This window comes from Vibrio sp. R10-SG3-ISO10 (genome assembly GCF_059834185.1).
Genome location: NZ_JCBDHG010000002.1, coordinates 1 through 17,719, shown reverse-complemented (window position 1 = coordinate 17,719; position 17,719 = coordinate 1). Strand labels below are relative to the sequence as shown.

The following is a 17,719-nucleotide window of genomic DNA, read 5'->3' as shown; positions in this document are numbered from 1 at the left end:
AACCATTCATACAGACATAAGGTTAACAACTATTAGATTCACAGGAAAGATGTAGCTAAACCGAACTCGACAACACCTCAAGCCAAATTAAGGCGTGGCTCACTATTAAATAGATTGTTTGCGTACGGCCTACAACGCGAGTTTAAACCCTTCATGTGTTGGTTTGAATCCAAGTTTTTCATAGAACCTGATTGCATCAGGGCGCTGTTTGTCACTAGTTAACTGAACGATTGTACAGCCTTTGCTTTTCGCCAGTTCGATAGCATGTGCGAACATATGCTCACCAAAACCTTGTCCACGATAGTCACTATGGATTCGCACACCTTCGATAAGACAACGCCAACTACCAATATGTGTCAGGTAGGGAATAAAAGTAATTTGAAGCATCCCAACTAGAGAGTTTTCTAGTTCAACGACAAGTAATTCATTGTTTGGGTCTCGTGCAATTGCTTCGAACGCTTCAATATACGCACTATTCAACGGAACAGACGCGTCTTCTCTTTTATTACCAAGTGGGTCATTTGAAAGCAAAGCAACAAGACTTTCCAGATCTTCAAAAACAGCTGAACGATACTTTAATTCCATCTTTAGGTCCCTATTACTTGTGACTACTAGCACCTTACCTAAAACATTGTGCCATAAACATTAAACTGACTTAAAGTGTGAGCGCCGAGCATTGTGTATCACTCTTAGATTGTTGTGATGTGAATTTTTACGCGCCTAAAAGAGGTAAATTTTTGCGCTGCTGATAGGTTAAAGCTAACTCTAAACAGGACTTAATGGCTCTTTCTGGTATCGGTTCCGATAAAGACAGAACTATTGCTCTATTTCCCTGAAATACAAGTTCTTCTCGATACAACTCCCGGAATGTATCGACTAGCTTGGTTTGGCAATTAAAGAAAAGATAATAATTGTTAGGAGACTTGAGTTTCCAGTCCATTCTTAGCGGACTGCCTGCTTTTACACTGTAGCTTGGTTCACCCCATTTTAAAGTTTCATCGACTTCACCAAGATCCAACTCAGATGCTATTTGAAAGACCAGATTTCGTAGCTCCGCTAACCTAACACGAACATTCTCTGGGTATTCATCGAAACGAGCTTTGACTGCCTTGTCCATTGAAATCTCCTATTCACATAGCGCCAACGCATAGCGCGAGACTTAAACTAAGTACCGCAAACGCTGAGCAAACTTTGAAGTAAATTCGCCGAGCGTTGGCAGTCCGGCTTAAGCAGATTATTAGACTTTTTATTCTAATACTTTTATACAAGAGTCAACCGCACCACTTTCACTACGCCTAGTTAAATGCTTTCTATCGATAGCTAGAATAGTTGACACTGACACTTTTGTTTCTTCAATTGCTTTCCTAAACCTTTCTTCAAATGGTACTGAAACATCATTGAACGATTTGACTGAAACACTATCTATATATTCGTGTACTTCATTGTGTTTCAGCTCCCAGGTACCGTTGATTTTTACTTCATACACAAACTCGCCCGAATCATCAGGCATCTTAATAATAAATAAAGCCTGACCATTTAGTAACCCGTTATTAGCATAAGTCTTTTAACATCGTAACTTACCTCATCATCTTTTGAGCTTTCAGGATTTGCACAACGCCATGTACCAGAAAATAGCGCTCTATCTACTTTTATCTTAGGGTGTACTTTAGTTTCTTCGGTTGCACTACAAGCTAGAAGAGCAACACTGAATGCTATTAATAGTAATCTATTCATATCCTTAATTTCTTTCCTTATAAAGCAGCCTAATACCGCATTAAGGTGTGAGCAGCGCTTGCCTATACTTTGAGCGAAGCCAAAACGGCAAGCGTAAGGAATCACTCTTTAATGCTTGTTATAAATTATTTGTAGTAGGCCTTATTTTTCACCAAGCACAGCGCAAAAACTATAGAAACCAAAGTACCCACAGGAAATATAAATAGCCCAAATACTGAACCTCCTATTGCTACTTTCCTTGCTATCTCTTTCCGCAAAAACAAACCAACACATACGGTAGTGACAACAAAAGCACTAACGATGCTACCAATTACCCAAGAGCGATCACTCCCAGACTCCATAAGGTTCAAATAAAGCGCGCCATATGCGAACTTCAATACGAAGATCATAATAAAAGCTGCGACTGAGTTGATGATAACCACCAACTCCTTCGAATAGTTCGTTTCATTACCGGACAATTTGTTCACCTTACTGTGATAATTTATAACGCCAAATTAAGTAGTGAGCAACGCTACCACCTACCTAAACCATTGTGCCGTAAACACTAAAGTTGATTCAAACTGAAAATGCCAAGCGTTGCGAATCTGCTTAAATTTACTGTTATACGAACTCGGCACATGATATACCTCCCATTACTCATTCATTTCACTAGACGCATGACAGAAAATAGATAATTTTATTGTTAGTCATTCGGTGGAATCATGACTAACACGAAAGTGCCACCACTCTATATGTTAAGCCCTTTAGGGCCCTTATCTCATGATATTATCCAAGTTCATCCCGAACATTTGAACGAAAGCGAATCACAACAATAAGACTCTAGTAGTTAATCACATTGTTACTATCAGGCGATTTTTAAAGCCACGAAAACTGAGCTGTCATAAACAACAGCATACGAGATAGGGTTTGCTTAGTTTTAAATGCGCAATGAAAAAGAAACTAACTCTGACCTTAGTAACCTTGGTTACGAGCACCTATCTGTTTTTTATAGGTTTATACGGACTACATCTTATCAAAGAAGGAGGAAGGCTTATGATTAAAAGTGACTCCAATGGTTTTCTTATTGAAGTAGAAATAAAAGGGTAAACTAATAAAAAACTCGTTATCTCGAATTCAAGCAAATAAGCAAATATTTACAAAATCACAAGCCCACTTTCTTTCAAGTGGGCTTTTTATTGCACTTGGGTTTAGATTTGTTCGTTCGTATAACGCCCAATTAAGGTGTGAGCCACGCTACCACAACACTCAACTTCGACTCCGTAAACACTAAATTTAACCCAAACCCAAAATGCCAAGCGTGGAGAGTCACTCTTAAATGTTTGTATGGATAATAAGCACTCCAATCGGGTAAGGTGAGACCCAGACTTTAGCTGCAACTAAAGTTCTTCTATCTGATAGTTCGATTAAATGATGGCTCCTCTATCGAGAGACCGATAACAAGTACGAACGTCAGATAGAACTCCAAGCACCACACTCGAATAGTCTTCTGGGTCTCGAGCCCGCATTTGCAAGCAAGAGTTAGCTTATTATGAATACAAACACACTTCAAAACATTAATGTCGGCGTTGATACTGGCAAATCACAATTAGATATTTATATCCGTCCGCTCGACATTTACTTCACCGTTCCTAACAATGACAAAGGCATTAAAGAAGCCGTCAGAACTATCGCTAAACACCAACCTCAGCGTGTCGTGATTGAAGCTACTGGACGATTAGAAATGCCCTTCATCCTTGCTTGTGACCAAGCAAAGCTACCCTATGTCATCGCGAACCCTTTGAGGATAAAAAGGTTCGCTGGTGCTATCGGACAAAGAGCTAAGAACGACCGTTTAGACGCCGCGCTCATTGCCCACTATGCTGAGAAAGTTCAGCCTGACTTAACCGAGCTAAAAGCCGAAAATATCCGATTAATGAGTGACTTAGTATCAAGGCGAAATCAGTTACTCTCCATACAGACCATGGAAAGAAACCGACTACAAATATTGCCAAAGAACATCGCCTCAACCATTACGCCCATCTTAACCGCTCTTAAAAATCAAATTGAAAAAGTAGAAGCTAAAATCACAAAGCTCATCGATATCTCACCTGAATATCAGACTAAGAATGAGATACTTCAAAGCATGCCTGGAGTCGGTAAGATACTGGCCGCATCCATCATCAGTAACGTCCCCGAGCTTGGTTACATCACCAATAAACAAGCCTCTAGTTTGATTGGTGTAGCACCCATCGTTAGAGAAAGTGGTCGTTACAAAGGAAAGCGCATAATACAAGGAGGTCGGACTCAAGTTAGAACCGTTATGTATATGGCGATGATGTCTGCCATCCAATGTAACCCTGTTTTTAAGACTACATATGAACGATTACTTGCGGCAGGAAAACCCAAAAAAGTCGCCATAGTTGCCTGCATGAGAAAGATGGTTGTGATCTTAAACTCGATGCTCAGAGACGGTGTAATGTGGGATAACAATAGCGCCAAAAATTAACTATTGACGCCATAGTCTCTTGTTAGGATATGGCTAACCAAGTACACCTAAACTATTCTTATGAACTATTTCCCAATCACTATTTGGAGAAAATCCAGGCATATTTCTAATCTCATTCTCTGTAAATTTGATTAACTCTTCATGAGATAAATCTAAATTTACAGCGAACTTACAGGGTTGATTCACATGCCAGGGAGTATCTGTGAAAATTTCAAGCCTATTGTTTTCAGGATCACGAAAATATATAGACCAAGTAGTGCCATGAGATACTGTTTGCAAACTTATTTCAGAAACTGACTTTAATGATGAATGGAAGGCTTTCAATTCATCAATATTTTTAACTCTAAAAGAGATATGATCAACTGGACTTTCAAGAGTCCTGTGCGATTGCACTGGACTTAAAACAATTTGATGATGCTCTTCTGGGTTCCGACTTAAAAAAACCATACCATTTTGCCCTTCACCTCTATCAGTGACAACAAAGCCTAATTTACTTTTGTAAAAGTCTTCCATCTTAGCTAGGTCTTGAACGTATAGTTCAATATGACTTAACTGAATGTTTGGAAAGATAATCTCATCCATAATTTCCATTTTCATCCTTAATATCCTAACGCCCTGTTAAGGTGTGAGCAACGCAACACCGATGCTGCCGCATACCACCTTAAACACAAAACGCGACGCATAGCAAAAATGCCACGCGTTGCGAATCACTCTTAAACAGATTGTTAGGCTTCTTAGCTTCAGAGTGATTGCCGCAATAGTTGATCCCTCACGTCATTGATAGTTTTTGAATACTCGTCAGCCTTAGCTCGCAATACTTTTACTCGTTGTTTGGATGCCTCATTTGTTAACGAGGCAGTTCTCGCTATTTCATTTACAACTTTCGAATACTCTAACAGAGGAGTCAAATGCTCTGGTTCTAGCCAGAACATGTTTTTATTTAATATATCATTAAAAGGCTTTAGGTGTTTTTGATTGAGGACTAGGATCTGTCTCTTAAAATCCCTAGCTATTGTTTTCTCTGCATTCAAAACGGTTAACTCAGCTTGCTTAGCTGGAACGCCATCTTTGATTTGCTGCTGCATTTTTATCATTTTAGACTTAATTTCTTTATCAACCGATTTGTAGTAGTCATCATATAAATGCAGAGAGGTGTTGAGTAGATAAGCCTGCTCCCAGACTTCAGCAAGCTTCATCACTTTTGTTTTGTTAAATTCGACATAAGCATTATTAATAGACTTATTTTCTTCTAACAAATGTGCTGCATAAAATGCAGCCGCGCTAACTATCGCTCCAATGAAGAGCTTATCTATCAAACTCTTAACTATGTCATACTTAATAGCTTTCCATAATTCTGACATTTATCCTCCTGAAGCCTAACGCCCTGTTAAGGTGTGAGCAACGCAATACCGAAGCTCCCGCATACCACCTTAAACACTAAACGCAACGCATAGTAAAAATGCCAAGCGTTGCGAATCACTCTTAAACAGATTGTTATGTTTTTGACCGGATAAGACCACTATACCATTTAGGATTTAAGATACGATCACACTCTACTATGACTAGTTCATATTGCTTTTGGACGTCCTCTTTGTAAGGACGCTCATCCCGATGTTCCATTTGGCTGTGAACCGTAAGATTACAAGCGTGGACAAAACCACGAATAGCTTTAGCCAAAGCTGGGTAACGTGAAAATTTACCTGCTATATACTTTAGTTCGTCATGAAGGGGGATATAGTCATTCTTTTTTTCATCGATGCCTGTATAAACGGACACGATCTCCATCGCGAGACCAATTTTCTCTTCAAGTTGATGCAACCTTTCAACTTCTTTATTCCAACTTGCAATCCGCTTATCGCGGTTTAACGTTAATCTTGAACTCAGGACTAACGATACAATAGAGGTTGTTGCAGCCAGAATAGCAGCAACTAAGGTAATTTCTTCTTTACTCATCATATCCTCTGAAACATAACGCCCAATTAAGGGGTGAACAACGCCACCACCCACACCTAAAGCATTGTGCCATAAACACTAAATTTGAAGTAGAAGCAAAAGTGCCAAGCGTTGTGAATCCCTCTTAAATTGCTTGTATGGATAATAAGCACTCCAATCGGGTAAGGTGAGACCCAGACTTTAGCTGCAACTAAAGTTCTTCTATCTGATAGTTCGATTAAATGATGGCTCCTCTATCGAGAGACCGATAACAAGTACGAACGTCAGATAGAACTCCAAGCACCACACTCGAATAGTCTTCTGGGTCTCGAGCCCGCATTTGCAAGCAAGAGTTAGCTTATTATGAATACAAACACACTTCAAAACATTAATGTCGGCGTTGATACTGGCAAATCACAATTAGATATTTATATCCGTCCGCTCGACATTTACTTCACCGTTCCTAACAATGACAAAGGCATTAAAGAAGCCGTCAGAACTATCGCTAAACACCAACCTCAGCGTGTCGTGATTGAAGCTACTGGACGATTAGAAATGCCCTTCATCCTTGCTTGTGACCAAGCAAAGCTACCCTATGTCATCGCGAACCCTTTGAGGATAAAAAGGTTCGCTGGTGCTATCGGACAAAGAGCTAAGAACGACCGTTTAGACGCCGCGCTCATTGCCCACTATGCTGAGAAAGTTCAGCCTGACTTAACCGAGCTAAAAGCCGAAAATATCCGATTAATGAGTGACTTAGTATCAAGGCGAAATCAGTTACTCTCCATACAGACCATGGAAAGAAACCGACTACAAATATTGCCAAAGAACATCGCCTCAACCATTACGCCCATCTTAACCGCTCTTAAAAATCAAATTGAAAAAGTAGAAGCTAAAATCACAAAGCTCATCGATATCTCACCTGAATATCAGACTAAGAATGAGATACTTCAAAGCATGCCTGGAGTCGGTAAGATACTGGCCGCATCCATCATCAGTAACGTCCCCGAGCTTGGTTACATCACCAATAAACAAGCCTCTAGTTTGATTGGTGTAGCACCCATCGTTAGAGAAAGTGGTCGTTACAAAGGAAAGCGCATAATACAAGGAGGTCGGACTCAAGTTAGAACCGTTATGTATATGGCGATGATGTCTGCCATCCAATGTAACCCTGTTTTTAAGACTACATATGAACGATTACTTGCGGCAGGAAAACCCAAAAAAGTCGCCATAGTTGCCTGCATGAGAAAGATGGTTGTGATCTTAAACTCGATGCTCAGAGACGGTGTAATGTGGGATAACAATAGCGCCAAAAATTAACTATTGACGCCATAGTCTCTTGTTATGCATTTCGTGCCACATCAGAGGAATGTACAATTAAACTGTTGACCCGTCTATAAGGCTAGGGTTCAAGATGCACATTCGGTCAAACAATGGAGCAAATATGCTAACTGTCACCCAAATCGCAAAACAGTTCGGAATCTCTCGCACCACTATTTTGTACTACGAGAAGGAAGAACTACTGTTACCTGCTTGCCGTTCCGAAAATGGATACCGCTGGTATGGTGAGAAAGAGGTTGAACGATTAGAAACGATTACCTCTTATCGCTCATACGGGTTGTCAGTTTCCAGTATTCGCACATTACTAGACCGAAACGGAGAGTCTCAAACCAAGATATTGAAAGACCATTTCAATGAACTGGAAAGAGAAATCCAAAACCTACGAGCACAGCAGAAAGCTGTGGTCGTATTGCTTCAAGAACCAAGTCTATTAGAGGAAAACATTGTGAATAAAGAACGCTGGGTAGAAATCATGGTTGCCGCTGGGTTCACTGAAACCGATATGGTCAAATGGCATCAGAAATTTGAAGAACTAGAGCCGAATGAACACCAGAAGTTCCTTGAATCTCTAGGTATTTCTGGTGACGAAATTACTAAGATTCGAGCGCTATAGAGTGAAAATAGCCTCAAGGAAGAGACTATTATGCATAACGCCCAATTAACGTGTGAGCAGCGCAAGCACTGAACCCAAACACTGCGCCGTAAACACTAAACTCAACCCGAAGTGAGAGCGCCAAGCGTTGCGAATCACTGTTGAATTGTTTGTTATGTTTTACCACAAACATATGATTTAATTGAGAAAGAACTGCCATTTCTGACTAGTTTTCTGAACTAAACCACAAGGCTAGAACCGACTTGACCGCCAAAGGCGACTAACCCAAAGCCAGTAATTCCACTTCCCTGCCCAATGAGGCAACCCGACTAAGAACTAACGAGCACCCTTTCTTTCCAGCCAAAGCGCAAAACAATGGCAAATTGCCGAGGCAACTGCCAAGCTGAAATGCTAATTGGCAAAGAACCTAGAAGCGACTTAAAGCCACCTAGACAAGAAGCCGACCGCCACGACCTGACAATGAAGCAACCCACGAATATTGGCATGTTTTACGGGCTGAGAGATTCAAGAACTTAGGCCGACAATGCGGATTTGCTGAGTCTACTAGGGACGAATTGCCAAAGGGACAAAGAACAAGAGCCTAAGACCTTTAAGCCTTTGAAATACAAGTAAACATAACGCCCTGCTAAGTGGCTAGCAACTCTTACCACCACACTTAAACTAACCACCGCAAACACTGCACCAAACGAGAACTAAAATTGCCGAGCGTTGATAGTCCGTCTTAAGCAGTTTGTTAGCTACGTACACTAGACTGCTGGCTCAATAGATAAAAGCAAAATCTCTCCATCTACAAAACCAACATTTACTTCAACCCCATCTAAACTGAAGTTGTAAGGTTTCTTCGCCTTGAGGCTTTCATAGATACTATGTAACAATTGCTTTGCGTTGGTCCCTTCCGTTAACTGAAATATTGAACCAAGATACATATATTGAGTGAGTGCCACATCTTTAGCACAGTCTTCTATCCTATCGTAAGGAGATTTCAATTTAAGCTCAGCTACCATTTCACGCTTATTTTTCATAACCGTTAAAATATCTACTTTGGCACAAGCATTGGGGTAAATATATTCATATACCTTAAACTGCCCCTCCGTCGTGCCAATATAACTATTCAATTGAGACACCGTATCAATTCTAAGTTCATGCCCAATAGTGCCTTCAATATCTTTTATTTTGTTCAGTTCTTTTTCAAGGCTTAGTCGATCACTTTCACTAAGAGATGCTAAGTATTCTGAAGCCAAAGACACCTTAACGTCTGATTTAGCTACCTGTAACTCAGGCTTAGCGGCGAATGCCAATTCATTATAATAGTTAAATAGATTTATGATGCTTACTTTTGTCGTTCTCACATCCGAGCGATTTTCATTTTCTGCTTGTGCATCAAAAGTCAACATTAGCAACGCTAAAAGCATAGTTTTCAGTCCATTAGACATTTTTTTATTATCCTTAACCTAATTTAATTTTCGGTGCATAAATGTAGCTAACGCCCTGCTAAGTGGCTAGCAACGCATAGCACGATACTTAAACTAGCCGCCGTAAACACCATACCTAACTAGAACTAAAGTTGCCGAGCGTTGATAGTCCGTCTTGAGCAGTTTGTTATGTGTTAAATTTTAAACTCTAGCTTCTGTTTCTGAGGAACAGATTCAGCATGATTTAAAGGTCCATACTTCCATTTTGATAACGCTTGTACAGCAGCCTCATCAAAAACGCCTTCTGGATTTGATTCTACCACTGTAATATCAGTTACATGCCCTTGCTGATTGACGTTAAAAGTCATAACTACAAAACCTGATAATTGACTTTCAACTGCTAATTTAGGGTACTTGGGAAATACACGCTCTATAGGTGTGAGTTCTTGATATGTGAGAGGGTCAGTATTTTCCTCAGGGCTAGCGCACCCGACCAGTAATAACACTAAGAAAATTTCTATAAATCTCATATTTACCCTTTTTCACATAACGCGTTGTTAAGGTGTGAGTAACGCAATATCGAAGCTACCGCATACCACCTTAAACACTAAACGCAACGCATAGTGAAAACGCCACGCGTTGCGAATCACTCTTAAACAGATTGTTATGTGTTTATTCTTGTCCGTGCTTTATTTCAGTTGCAAGTTCCCATGCGCGTGTCCGTAGCGCACTAAAACAATCGTTTTTTCGAGTTAACTTGCTTATATAAATATCATTAAATGAGCCCATGCCACCGTATGCTAATAGTACTTTTTCTATTCCGTTAAAGTCAGATTCTAATAGCCATGTTCGAGCTTGTGACATCCAATCACGCCAGTGCTCTTGCCCGTCTTCATCCAACATCTGAACAAGCCTGTCTAGAACTTCTATTAACTCTTTTGTTTTCGGTCCCATATACACCTACACATAACGCCGCGTTAAGTGGTGAGCAACGCTGCCGCCCCACCTAAACCATTGTGCCGTAAACACTAAAGCTGAATCAAACCGAAAATGCCAAGCGTTGCAAATCACTCTTAAACAGATTGTTATGTGGTGAAGCCATCGATACAAACCTTTTCAGTCAACGCAGCTATTTGAGCCAACTGACCACCGCTTCCATGATAAGTTTCCGCTCTCAAATGGATTAGTTGACCACACGATTTACAAGCAAAATAATTATTTACGATGTCCCCCCAACACTTACCATTGGAAAATCTTGAAAAGGGCTCACCAAAAGCACCATACCCTAAGTATTTAAGACTTTTAGCTTCAACGCTTCTTCTGACAAGAAGTATTGCTGTAACCAAATCATCTGGGCTGCCAATTTTTAACTTAATTTGTTTGCAACTATCACAACTCATAATTCATCCCGTTCAGCCACATAACGCCGCGTTAAGTAGTGAGCAACGCCACCACAAAACCTAAACATCATGCCGTAGACACTACAGCTGAATCAAATCGAAAATGCCGCGCGTTGCGAATCTGCCTTAAACGCTTTGTTATGTATATGATTCAACAAGCTCACCTGAACTTATTGAAGCATACTTTTCGATGAACTCGATTGCTCTGCTAAGAGTCACGAACTCGTTTTTAAAACTCTCTGTTTCCTCAGAAATACGCTTTATATGAACTACATAACCATCTTCTGCTTTACTCATAATTACAGTGGTTGTTTTCGCCCCAACAGTCTTGGATGCAGAGATTTCTTCAACGTTTGATAACAGTCGTTCGATTTGCCATGTTTTGTCTCTGTCCGAGTCAGAGACCCAAATATCGCTATCTGGCAAACTGTAACGATACAGGCAAACAAGCATTGGGATAGTGATAAGAACTGCGATACCCACCCCAATAAGGAGCTCGATATTAAAGCCGTTAAGCAAAGGAAGAAGCTGTAGAACCAACGCTATACATTGTAGATAAAAGAGATTTCTCCAAACTTTTGGAGTAAAAAACCGTTTTTTGAAGATATATCCGTAAAAGCCAAACAAATACAATGTAGTGAACACTGTACTAACCAATACGCCCACAGAAAAAGAAGAGGTTAATATTGAGCTAACAATATTTAAAATCTGTAGTAGCGCAAATATAGCGCCATAAATTATCAAACCGACCTTTTTCAATATAAACTCCTTATATACATAACGCCAAATTAAGTAGTGAGCAACGCTGCCACCTACCTAAAGCATTGTGCCGTAAACACTAAAGCTGATTCAAACCAAAAGTGCCAAGCGTTGCGAATCTGCTTAAATTTATTGTTATATGTTTGGTTACACCTTATCTGCAAAATAGGCCATGATTTCTTCAGTAGTCATTTCCTTAGTCTCATTGGCAAAGCAGTAGTAACTTGGGCGCATATCACTAAAATACTGCATGTCCATTTCCAACCCTTCTAAATTGGGAAACAGACCCACTGGCATATTGTATTCCCCTGTTTCTTTGAATTTATAAAACAAATGAGTTCCACACTCAGTACAGAAACCACGAGAAGCCCAAGAGGAAGACTCGTACATTTTTACGTTCTCAACACCTTCAAATGTCACTTGTGTTCCACACTTCACCGCAAAGAATGGAGCACCGCCCCAAGTACGGCACGACTGACAGTGACAAACTGTAAACTTAGGATTAACCTTTTCAGCCATAATTTTTACTGAACCACAGAGGCAACTAGCCTGAGAATAAGACATGGAATAACTCCTAAATTGATGAAAACATATAACGCCGCATTAAGGTGTGAGCGACGCTTGGCTATACTTGAGCGAAGCGAAACTGCCAAGCGTTGCGAATCACTCTTAAATGCTTTGTATGGATAATAAGCACTCCAATCGGGTAAGGTGAGACCCAGACTTTAGCTGCAACTAAAGTTCTTCTATCTGATAGTTCGATTAAATGATGGCTCCTCTATCGAGAGACCGATAACAAGTACGAACGTCAGATAGAACTCCAAGCACCACACTCGAATAGTCTTCTGGGTCTCGAGCCCGCATTTGCAAGCAAGAGTTAGCTTATTATGAATACAAACACACTTCAAAACATTAATGTCGGCGTTGATACTGGCAAATCACAATTAGATATTTATATCCGTCCGCTCGACATTTACTTCACCGTTCCTAACAATGACAAAGGCATTAAAGAAGCCGTCAGAACTATCGCTAAACACCAACCTCAGCGTGTCGTGATTGAAGCTACTGGACGATTAGAAATGCCCTTCATCCTTGCTTGTGACCAAGCAAAGCTACCCTATGTCATCGCGAACCCTTTGAGGATAAAAAGGTTCGCTGGTGCTATCGGACAAAGAGCTAAGAACGACCGTTTAGACGCCGCGCTCATTGCCCACTATGCTGAGAAAGTTCAGCCTGACTTAACCGAGCTAAAAGCCGAAAATATCCGATTAATGAGTGACTTAGTATCAAGGCGAAATCAGTTACTCTCCATACAGACCATGGAAAGAAACCGACTACAAATATTGCCAAAGAACATCGCCTCAACCATTACGCCCATCTTAACCGCTCTTAAAAATCAAATTGAAAAAGTAGAAGCTAAAATCACAAAGCTCATCGATATCTCACCTGAATATCAGACTAAGAATGAGATACTTCAAAGCATGCCTGGAGTCGGTAAGATACTGGCCGCATCCATCATCAGTAACGTCCCCGAGCTTGGTTACATCACCAATAAACAAGCCTCTAGTTTGATTGGTGTAGCACCCATCGTTAGAGAAAGTGGTCGTTACAAAGGAAAGCGCATAATACAAGGAGGTCGGACTCAAGTTAGAACCGTTATGTATATGGCGATGATGTCTGCCATCCAATGTAACCCTGTTTTTAAGACTACATATGAACGATTACTTGCGGCAGGAAAACCCAAAAAAGTCGCCATAGTTGCCTGCATGAGAAAGATGGTTGTGATCTTAAACTCGATGCTCAGAGACGGTGTAATGTGGGATAACAATAGCGCCAAAAATTAACTATTGACGCCATAGTCTCTTGTTAGGTGATAATTTCAGACAACAGTTTTTCAGCAGTGTGAAAGTCTGTTTCAACATCCGTCCAAAAGTTTTCGCTGAGTTTAAACTGCTTGTGCTCACCGGAATAGAAGTTCAAAACCACGCCATCTTTAGCATCTAGCACCATTTCACCATGTGCAAATGCATTTCGGACTTCCATTATTCTTTTTAAGGCACCTTGCAACTTGCTAGATTTTTTACCCGATACACACTTTTGCTCTTCGCAAACTTTTTGGATTAGCTTTTTCTTAAAGCTAAACTGCATTGCAGAAGATTCAAGCAACTCTTTTTCAAACAGGTGTCGTTTAGGATCAAACCCATTAAACTTCCCGAAAAAGAAGTCTGTCAGCACTCGCTCCATTTTTCGCTCTAGGCAAAGTGTTGCCCAAACAATTGTCGAGACATTTGACTTTGAAACTTCCAAGGCTTTCATATCTTCACTATCGATACCTTTAAATTCAACAAATCCATGCGCATTTGGACTAGTATCGAAGTTCAACGGAATAGATACTGTATTTGTCCCGGGTAATTCAATTTTTCTCATATTTTCACCTAACGCCCTGCTAAGGGGTGAGCAACGCAATACCGAAGCCGCCGAAAACCACCTTAATCACTAAAATCAACACATAGTAAAAATGCCACGCGTTGCGAATCCCTCTTGAGCAGTTTGTTAGTTTGCAAACCCAAAGCGTTGATTTTACGTAATTTTAAACTTTGCAAACAATAAAATTTATGTGTTTTGATGCACTTAAGTCAGGCGTAGTCTCAAAGCGGCTACTCAATGAAACCACGTGGAACAAACAACGCCGCAGAAAACGAACTAACAACACCAAAAAGCGCTTTTGGAAAACAAATCTCACAATGCGGACTTTCAACAAAGCCACTGAAACCACATGAACTTACCACACCAGAGAAAACGCTATTTCAGCGAGTAGATGGGCTTTTGTACCAACAAACTCAACGAGCAGAGTTTCAGCAAAAAAGTTCGACTCAGATAACCCAAAAGTCGCCGCACCAAAGAACAAATCAACCGTTGAAACGATGCCAATTTTGAATTTTCACCACGCTAGTTAACACTGAAATTGAACGCCGATACGACAATTTCAACTTTGAGCTTTTACCACTAGATCTTGCGATATAGCTGCGTTTTTCCTCTTGCAAACTAACGCCGCGTTAAGTAGTGAGCAACGCTACCACTGAACCTAAACCATTGTGCCATAAACACTTAAGCGAAACTTTGAACTGAAGCCGCCAAGCGTTGGGAATCTGTCTTAAACGCTTTGTTAGGTGCGTAGCTTATTCTTGTACGACCGTTACCCATTTTGACCGCCATTCTTGCGCTTCCATTGGATCAGGCCAAAACTCTTTTTGCTTGATGATTAAACCATTTTCAACGGTATGAAAAGTAATAGCACGAGCTTTTTGAACACTATCAGTAATCGAGACATCAGTTACAACCGTTGCACCGTCACAGACTACCGAATGGATTTCAAATTCCCACACGCCGTTTGCGGGATAATAGGAATTAATGGCTGTGAAGTTTTCTCTGCCAACAGTAAGTTCACCTGATTGAGGCCAGAAACCCTCGAAATCAGGACTCAGCCATTCGCTAGCTTTGGCAAAGTCATTAGTTTTCATCGCATCCCAAAAAGCTAGGACAACTTCCTTTGAATTCATTATTTCCTCCAAGCACCTAACGCCCAATTAAGTTGTGAGCAACGCTACCACTAAACTCAAACAATGCACCGTAATCACTAAACTAATTGAAACCGAAAGCGCCGAGCGTTGCGAATCAGCTTAAATTGTTTGTTATGTTTTACCACAAGTCACTGACTTACTTGAGAAAGAACTACTAATTTTGACTAAAAGCCTGAACCAAACCACAAGCTAGAAACAAGCTTGGCCACCAAAAGCGACCAACCAACAACAAGTATGAACACTTCCCTGCCCAATGAGGCAACCTGACTTACATTCAACAAGTGCCCTCGTCTCTTCTCACAACAGCGCCAGACAATGGCAAATTGCCGAGGCAACTGCCAAGGTAGGATGCTAATTGGTAAAGAACTTAGAAGCAACTTAAAGCCAGATAAACTTGAATCTAGCCAGCTCGACCTGACAATGAAGCAACCCACGAATATTGGCATGTTTTACGGGCTGAGTGATTCAAGAACTTAGACCGACAATGCGGATTTGCTGAGTCTACTAGGGACGAACTGCCAAATGGACAAAGAACTTGAGCCTAAGATATTTAAGCCATTGAAATACAAGTAAACATAACGCCCAATTAAGTAGTGAGCAACGCGACCACTTGACCTGAACATTGTGCCGTAATCACTAAAGCTGATTCAACCCTAAAATGCCGAGCGTTGCGAATCTGCTTAAATTGTTTGTTATGTTTTACCACAAGTTACTGACTTACTTGAGAAAGAACTGCTGTTTTAGACTGGTTTTCTGAACCAAACCACAAGGTAAAAAGCAACTTGACCACCAAATACGACCAACCTAAAACAAGTATGAACACTTCCCTGCCCAATGAGGCAACCTGGCTTACATTCAACAAGCGCCCTCGTCTCTTCTCACAACAGCGCCAAACAAAAGTCAGTTGCCGAGACTACTGCCAAGGTAGGATGCTAATTGGCAAAGAACCTCAAAGCGACTTAAAGCCAGTTACACAAACAGCCGACCGCCACGACCTGACAATGAAGCAACCCACGAATTTTGGAATGTTTTACGGCCTGAGAGATTCAAGAACTTAGACCGAAAATGCGGATTTGCTGAGTCTACTCAGAACGAACTGGCAGAGGGACAAAGAACTAGAGCCTAAGATATTTAAGCCCTTGAAATACAAGTAGACATAACGCCGCGTTAAGTAGTGAGCAACGCAACCACCCAACCTTAACCATTGCGCCTTAATCACTAAAGCCGATTCAAACCCAAAATGCCGAGCGTTGCGAATCTGCCTTAAACGCTTTGTATGGATAATAAGCACTCCAATCGGGTAAGGTGAGACCCAGACTTTAGCTGCAACTAAAGTTCTTCTATCTGATAGTTCGATTAAATGATGGCTCCTCTATCGAGAGACCGATAACAAGTACGAACGTCAGATAGAACTCCAAGCACCACACTCGAATAGTCTTCTGGGTCTCGAGCCCGCATTTGCAAGCAAGAGTTAGCTTATTATGAATACAAACACACTTCAAAACATTAATGTCGGCGTTGATACTGGCAAATCACAATTAGATATTTATATCCGTCCGCTCGACATTTACTTCACCGTTCCTAACAATGACAAAGGCATTAAAGAAGCCGTCAGAACTATCGCTAAACACCAACCTCAGCGTGTCGTGATTGAAGCTACTGGACGATTAGAAATGCCCTTCATCCTTGCTTGTGACCAAGCAAAGCTACCCTATGTCATCGCGAACCCTTTGAGGATAAAAAGGTTCGCTGGTGCTATCGGACAAAGAGCTAAGAACGACCGTTTAGACGCCGCGCTCATTGCCCACTATGCTGAGAAAGTTCAGCCTGACTTAACCGAGCTAAAAGCCGAAAATATCCGATTAATGAGTGACTTAGTATCAAGGCGAAATCAGTTACTCTCCATACAGACCATGGAAAGAAACCGACTACAAATATTGCCAAAGAACATCGCCTCAACCATTACGCCCATCTTAACCGCTCTTAAAAATCAAATTGAAAAAGTAGAAGCTAAAATCACAAAGCTCATCGATATCTCACCTGAATATCAGACTAAGAATGAGATACTTCAAAGCATGCCTGGAGTCGGTAAGATACTGGCCGCATCCATCATCAGTAACGTCCCCGAGCTTGGTTACATCACCAATAAACAAGCCTCTAGTTTGATTGGTGTAGCACCCATCGTTAGAGAAAGTGGTCGTTACAAAGGAAAGCGCATAATACAAGGAGGTCGGACTCAAGTTAGAACCGTTATGTATATGGCGATGATGTCTGCCATCCAATGTAACCCTGTTTTTAAGACTACATATGAACGATTACTTGCGGCAGGAAAACCCAAAAAAGTCGCCATAGTTGCCTGCATGAGAAAGATGGTTGTGATCTTAAACTCGATGCTCAGAGACGGTGTAATGTGGGATAACAATAGCGCCAAAAATTAACTATTGACGCCATAGTCTCTTGTT

20 protein-coding genes are annotated in these 17,719 nt (G+C 40.9%); 5 read left to right on the top strand and 15 right to left on the bottom strand.

Features of this window, described 5'->3' with window-relative positions:
* Nucleotides 1-129: 129 nt before the first annotated feature.
* From AC6R16_RS00680 to AC6R16_RS00665, 4 genes are all read right to left on the bottom strand, one after another.
* Nucleotides 130-585, bottom strand: a complete 456-nt coding sequence (locus AC6R16_RS00680) for a GNAT family N-acetyltransferase (protein ID WP_500673224.1) — start codon at nucleotides 583-585, stop codon at nucleotides 130-132.
* Between the two features lie 127 nt (nucleotides 586-712).
* Entirely contained in the window at nucleotides 713-1,117 is a 405-nt protein-coding gene (locus AC6R16_RS00675; RefSeq protein ID WP_500673223.1) for a DUF1801 domain-containing protein, read from the bottom strand.
* A gap of 419 nt (nucleotides 1,118-1,536) precedes the next feature.
* Entirely contained in the window at nucleotides 1,537-1,734 is a 198-nt protein-coding gene (locus tag AC6R16_RS00670) for a hypothetical protein (RefSeq protein WP_500673222.1), read from the bottom strand.
* Between the two features lie 125 nt (nucleotides 1,735-1,859).
* Nucleotides 1,860-2,192 (bottom strand): hypothetical protein, encoded by a 333-nt coding sequence (locus AC6R16_RS00665; protein WP_500673221.1) that lies wholly within the window; start codon nucleotides 2,190-2,192, stop codon nucleotides 1,860-1,862.
* Nucleotides 2,193-3,262: 1,070 nt separating this feature from the next.
* Between AC6R16_RS00665 and AC6R16_RS00660 the strand changes: the two genes are divergently transcribed.
* Nucleotides 3,263-4,219 (top strand): IS110 family RNA-guided transposase, encoded by a 957-nt coding sequence (locus tag AC6R16_RS00660; protein WP_500673213.1) that lies wholly within the window; start codon nucleotides 3,263-3,265, stop codon nucleotides 4,217-4,219.
* Between the two features lie 33 nt (nucleotides 4,220-4,252).
* Here AC6R16_RS00660 and AC6R16_RS00655 read toward each other — a convergent pair whose 3' ends face one another.
* The 3 genes from AC6R16_RS00655 to AC6R16_RS00645 all read right to left on the bottom strand — a co-directional run bounded on the left by AC6R16_RS00655 (nucleotide 4,253) and on the right by AC6R16_RS00645 (nucleotide 6,226).
* Nucleotides 4,253-4,816, bottom strand: coding sequence for a VOC family protein (locus tag AC6R16_RS00655; protein ID WP_500673220.1), 564 nt, complete (start codon nucleotides 4,814-4,816; stop codon nucleotides 4,253-4,255).
* Nucleotides 4,817-4,959: 143 nt separating this feature from the next.
* Entirely contained in the window at nucleotides 4,960-5,580 is a 621-nt protein-coding gene (locus tag AC6R16_RS00650) for a hypothetical protein (protein WP_500673219.1), read from the bottom strand.
* A gap of 133 nt (nucleotides 5,581-5,713) precedes the next feature.
* Entirely contained in the window at nucleotides 5,714-6,226 is a 513-nt protein-coding gene (locus AC6R16_RS00645) for a hypothetical protein (RefSeq protein ID WP_500673218.1), read from the bottom strand.
* 288 nt (nucleotides 6,227-6,514) lie between these two features.
* Between AC6R16_RS00645 and AC6R16_RS00640 the strand changes: the two genes are divergently transcribed.
* Both AC6R16_RS00640 and AC6R16_RS00635 read left to right on the top strand, forming a co-directional pair.
* Nucleotides 6,515-7,471 carry an IS110 family RNA-guided transposase gene (locus tag AC6R16_RS00640; RefSeq protein ID WP_500673213.1) on the top strand — a complete coding sequence of 319 codons (957 nt, stop codon included), beginning with the start codon at nucleotides 6,515-6,517 and terminating at the stop codon, nucleotides 7,469-7,471.
* 124 nt (nucleotides 7,472-7,595) lie between these two features.
* Nucleotides 7,596-8,105: a MerR family transcriptional regulator gene (locus tag AC6R16_RS00635; RefSeq protein ID WP_069687311.1), complete on the top strand. Its 510-nt coding sequence runs from the start codon at nucleotides 7,596-7,598 to the stop codon at nucleotides 8,103-8,105.
* Between the two features lie 746 nt (nucleotides 8,106-8,851).
* Here AC6R16_RS00635 and AC6R16_RS00630 read toward each other — a convergent pair.
* The 6 genes from AC6R16_RS00630 to AC6R16_RS00605 all read right to left on the bottom strand — a co-directional run bounded on the left by AC6R16_RS00630 (nucleotide 8,852) and on the right by AC6R16_RS00605 (nucleotide 12,240).
* The gene (locus AC6R16_RS00630) at nucleotides 8,852-9,538 is read right to left on the bottom strand and encodes a hypothetical protein (RefSeq protein ID WP_500673217.1); all 687 of its coding nucleotides are present in this window, start codon (nucleotides 9,536-9,538) and stop codon (nucleotides 8,852-8,854) included.
* Nucleotides 9,539-9,711: 173 nt separating this feature from the next.
* On the bottom strand, nucleotides 9,712-10,047 hold the full coding sequence (locus tag AC6R16_RS00625; RefSeq protein WP_171383815.1) for an energy transducer TonB: 336 nt from the start codon (nucleotides 10,045-10,047) through the stop codon (nucleotides 9,712-9,714).
* Between the two features lie 142 nt (nucleotides 10,048-10,189).
* Nucleotides 10,190-10,471, bottom strand: coding sequence for a DUF6966 domain-containing protein (locus AC6R16_RS00620; RefSeq protein WP_457869664.1), 282 nt, complete (start codon nucleotides 10,469-10,471; stop codon nucleotides 10,190-10,192).
* Nucleotides 10,472-10,602: 131 nt separating this feature from the next.
* Nucleotides 10,603-10,917, bottom strand: a complete 315-nt coding sequence (locus tag AC6R16_RS00615) for a hypothetical protein (RefSeq protein ID WP_038210266.1) — start codon at nucleotides 10,915-10,917, stop codon at nucleotides 10,603-10,605.
* Between the two features lie 138 nt (nucleotides 10,918-11,055).
* Nucleotides 11,056-11,676: a hypothetical protein gene (locus AC6R16_RS00610; RefSeq protein WP_500673216.1), complete on the bottom strand. Its 621-nt coding sequence runs from the start codon at nucleotides 11,674-11,676 to the stop codon at nucleotides 11,056-11,058.
* A 147-nt stretch (nucleotides 11,677-11,823) separates the two neighbouring features.
* Nucleotides 11,824-12,240 (bottom strand): GFA family protein, encoded by a 417-nt coding sequence (locus AC6R16_RS00605; RefSeq protein ID WP_031849423.1) that lies wholly within the window; start codon nucleotides 12,238-12,240, stop codon nucleotides 11,824-11,826.
* Between the two features lie 323 nt (nucleotides 12,241-12,563).
* Here AC6R16_RS00605 and AC6R16_RS00600 point away from each other — a divergent pair, with 323 nt between their 5' ends.
* A complete protein-coding gene (locus AC6R16_RS00600; RefSeq protein ID WP_500673213.1) occupies nucleotides 12,564-13,520 on the top strand; it encodes an IS110 family RNA-guided transposase in 957 nt (318 codons plus the stop codon).
* A gap of 22 nt (nucleotides 13,521-13,542) precedes the next feature.
* On the opposite strand, the gene AC6R16_RS00595 is transcribed toward AC6R16_RS00600, so the two are convergent.
* Nucleotides 13,543-14,103, bottom strand: coding sequence for a hypothetical protein (locus AC6R16_RS00595; protein ID WP_500673215.1), 561 nt, complete (start codon nucleotides 14,101-14,103; stop codon nucleotides 13,543-13,545).
* A 752-nt stretch (nucleotides 14,104-14,855) separates the two neighbouring features.
* Complete coding sequence (locus AC6R16_RS00590) at nucleotides 14,856-15,236, bottom strand: nuclear transport factor 2 family protein (protein ID WP_500673214.1); 381 nt, start codon at nucleotides 15,234-15,236, stop codon at nucleotides 14,856-14,858.
* A 1,502-nt stretch (nucleotides 15,237-16,738) separates the two neighbouring features.
* Between AC6R16_RS00590 and AC6R16_RS00585 the strand changes: the two genes are divergently transcribed.
* Entirely contained in the window at nucleotides 16,739-17,695 is a 957-nt protein-coding gene (locus AC6R16_RS00585) for an IS110 family RNA-guided transposase (RefSeq protein WP_500673213.1), read from the top strand.
* The last annotated feature ends 24 nt before the right edge of the window (nucleotides 17,696-17,719 follow it).

What these genes read in the sequence shown, in the direction of transcription:
- AC6R16_RS00600 (WP_500673213.1), top strand. Translation starts at nt 12,564, where the DNA reads ATGAATACAAACACACTTCAAAACATTAATGTCGGCGTTGATACTGGC.
- AC6R16_RS00670 (WP_500673222.1), bottom strand. Translation starts at nt 1,734, where the DNA reads ATGAATAGATTACTATTAATAGCATTCAGTGTTGCTCTTCTAGCTTGT.
- AC6R16_RS00630 (WP_500673217.1), bottom strand. Translation starts at nt 9,538, where the DNA reads ATGTCTAATGGACTGAAAACTATGCTTTTAGCGTTGCTAATGTTGACT.
- AC6R16_RS00660 (WP_500673213.1), top strand. Translation starts at nt 3,263, where the DNA reads ATGAATACAAACACACTTCAAAACATTAATGTCGGCGTTGATACTGGC.
- AC6R16_RS00595 (WP_500673215.1), bottom strand. Translation starts at nt 14,103, where the DNA reads ATGAGAAAAATTGAATTACCCGGGACAAATACAGTATCTATTCCGTTG.
- AC6R16_RS00605 (WP_031849423.1), bottom strand. Translation starts at nt 12,240, where the DNA reads ATGTCTTATTCTCAGGCTAGTTGCCTCTGTGGTTCAGTAAAAATTATG.
- AC6R16_RS00625 (WP_171383815.1), bottom strand. Translation starts at nt 10,047, where the DNA reads ATGAGATTTATAGAAATTTTCTTAGTGTTATTACTGGTCGGGTGCGCT.
- AC6R16_RS00635 (WP_069687311.1), top strand. Translation starts at nt 7,596, where the DNA reads ATGCTAACTGTCACCCAAATCGCAAAACAGTTCGGAATCTCTCGCACC.
- AC6R16_RS00585 (WP_500673213.1), top strand. Translation starts at nt 16,739, where the DNA reads ATGAATACAAACACACTTCAAAACATTAATGTCGGCGTTGATACTGGC.
- AC6R16_RS00655 (WP_500673220.1), bottom strand. Translation starts at nt 4,816, where the DNA reads ATGAAAATGGAAATTATGGATGAGATTATCTTTCCAAACATTCAGTTA.
- AC6R16_RS00650 (WP_500673219.1), bottom strand. Translation starts at nt 5,580, where the DNA reads ATGTCAGAATTATGGAAAGCTATTAAGTATGACATAGTTAAGAGTTTG.
- AC6R16_RS00615 (WP_038210266.1), bottom strand. Translation starts at nt 10,917, where the DNA reads ATGAGTTGTGATAGTTGCAAACAAATTAAGTTAAAAATTGGCAGCCCA.
- AC6R16_RS00680 (WP_500673224.1), bottom strand. Translation starts at nt 585, where the DNA reads ATGGAATTAAAGTATCGTTCAGCTGTTTTTGAAGATCTGGAAAGTCTT.
- AC6R16_RS00620 (WP_457869664.1), bottom strand. Translation starts at nt 10,471, where the DNA reads ATGGGACCGAAAACAAAAGAGTTAATAGAAGTTCTAGACAGGCTTGTT.
- AC6R16_RS00590 (WP_500673214.1), bottom strand. Translation starts at nt 15,236, where the DNA reads ATGAATTCAAAGGAAGTTGTCCTAGCTTTTTGGGATGCGATGAAAACT.
- AC6R16_RS00675 (WP_500673223.1), bottom strand. Translation starts at nt 1,117, where the DNA reads ATGGACAAGGCAGTCAAAGCTCGTTTCGATGAATACCCAGAGAATGTT.
- AC6R16_RS00640 (WP_500673213.1), top strand. Translation starts at nt 6,515, where the DNA reads ATGAATACAAACACACTTCAAAACATTAATGTCGGCGTTGATACTGGC.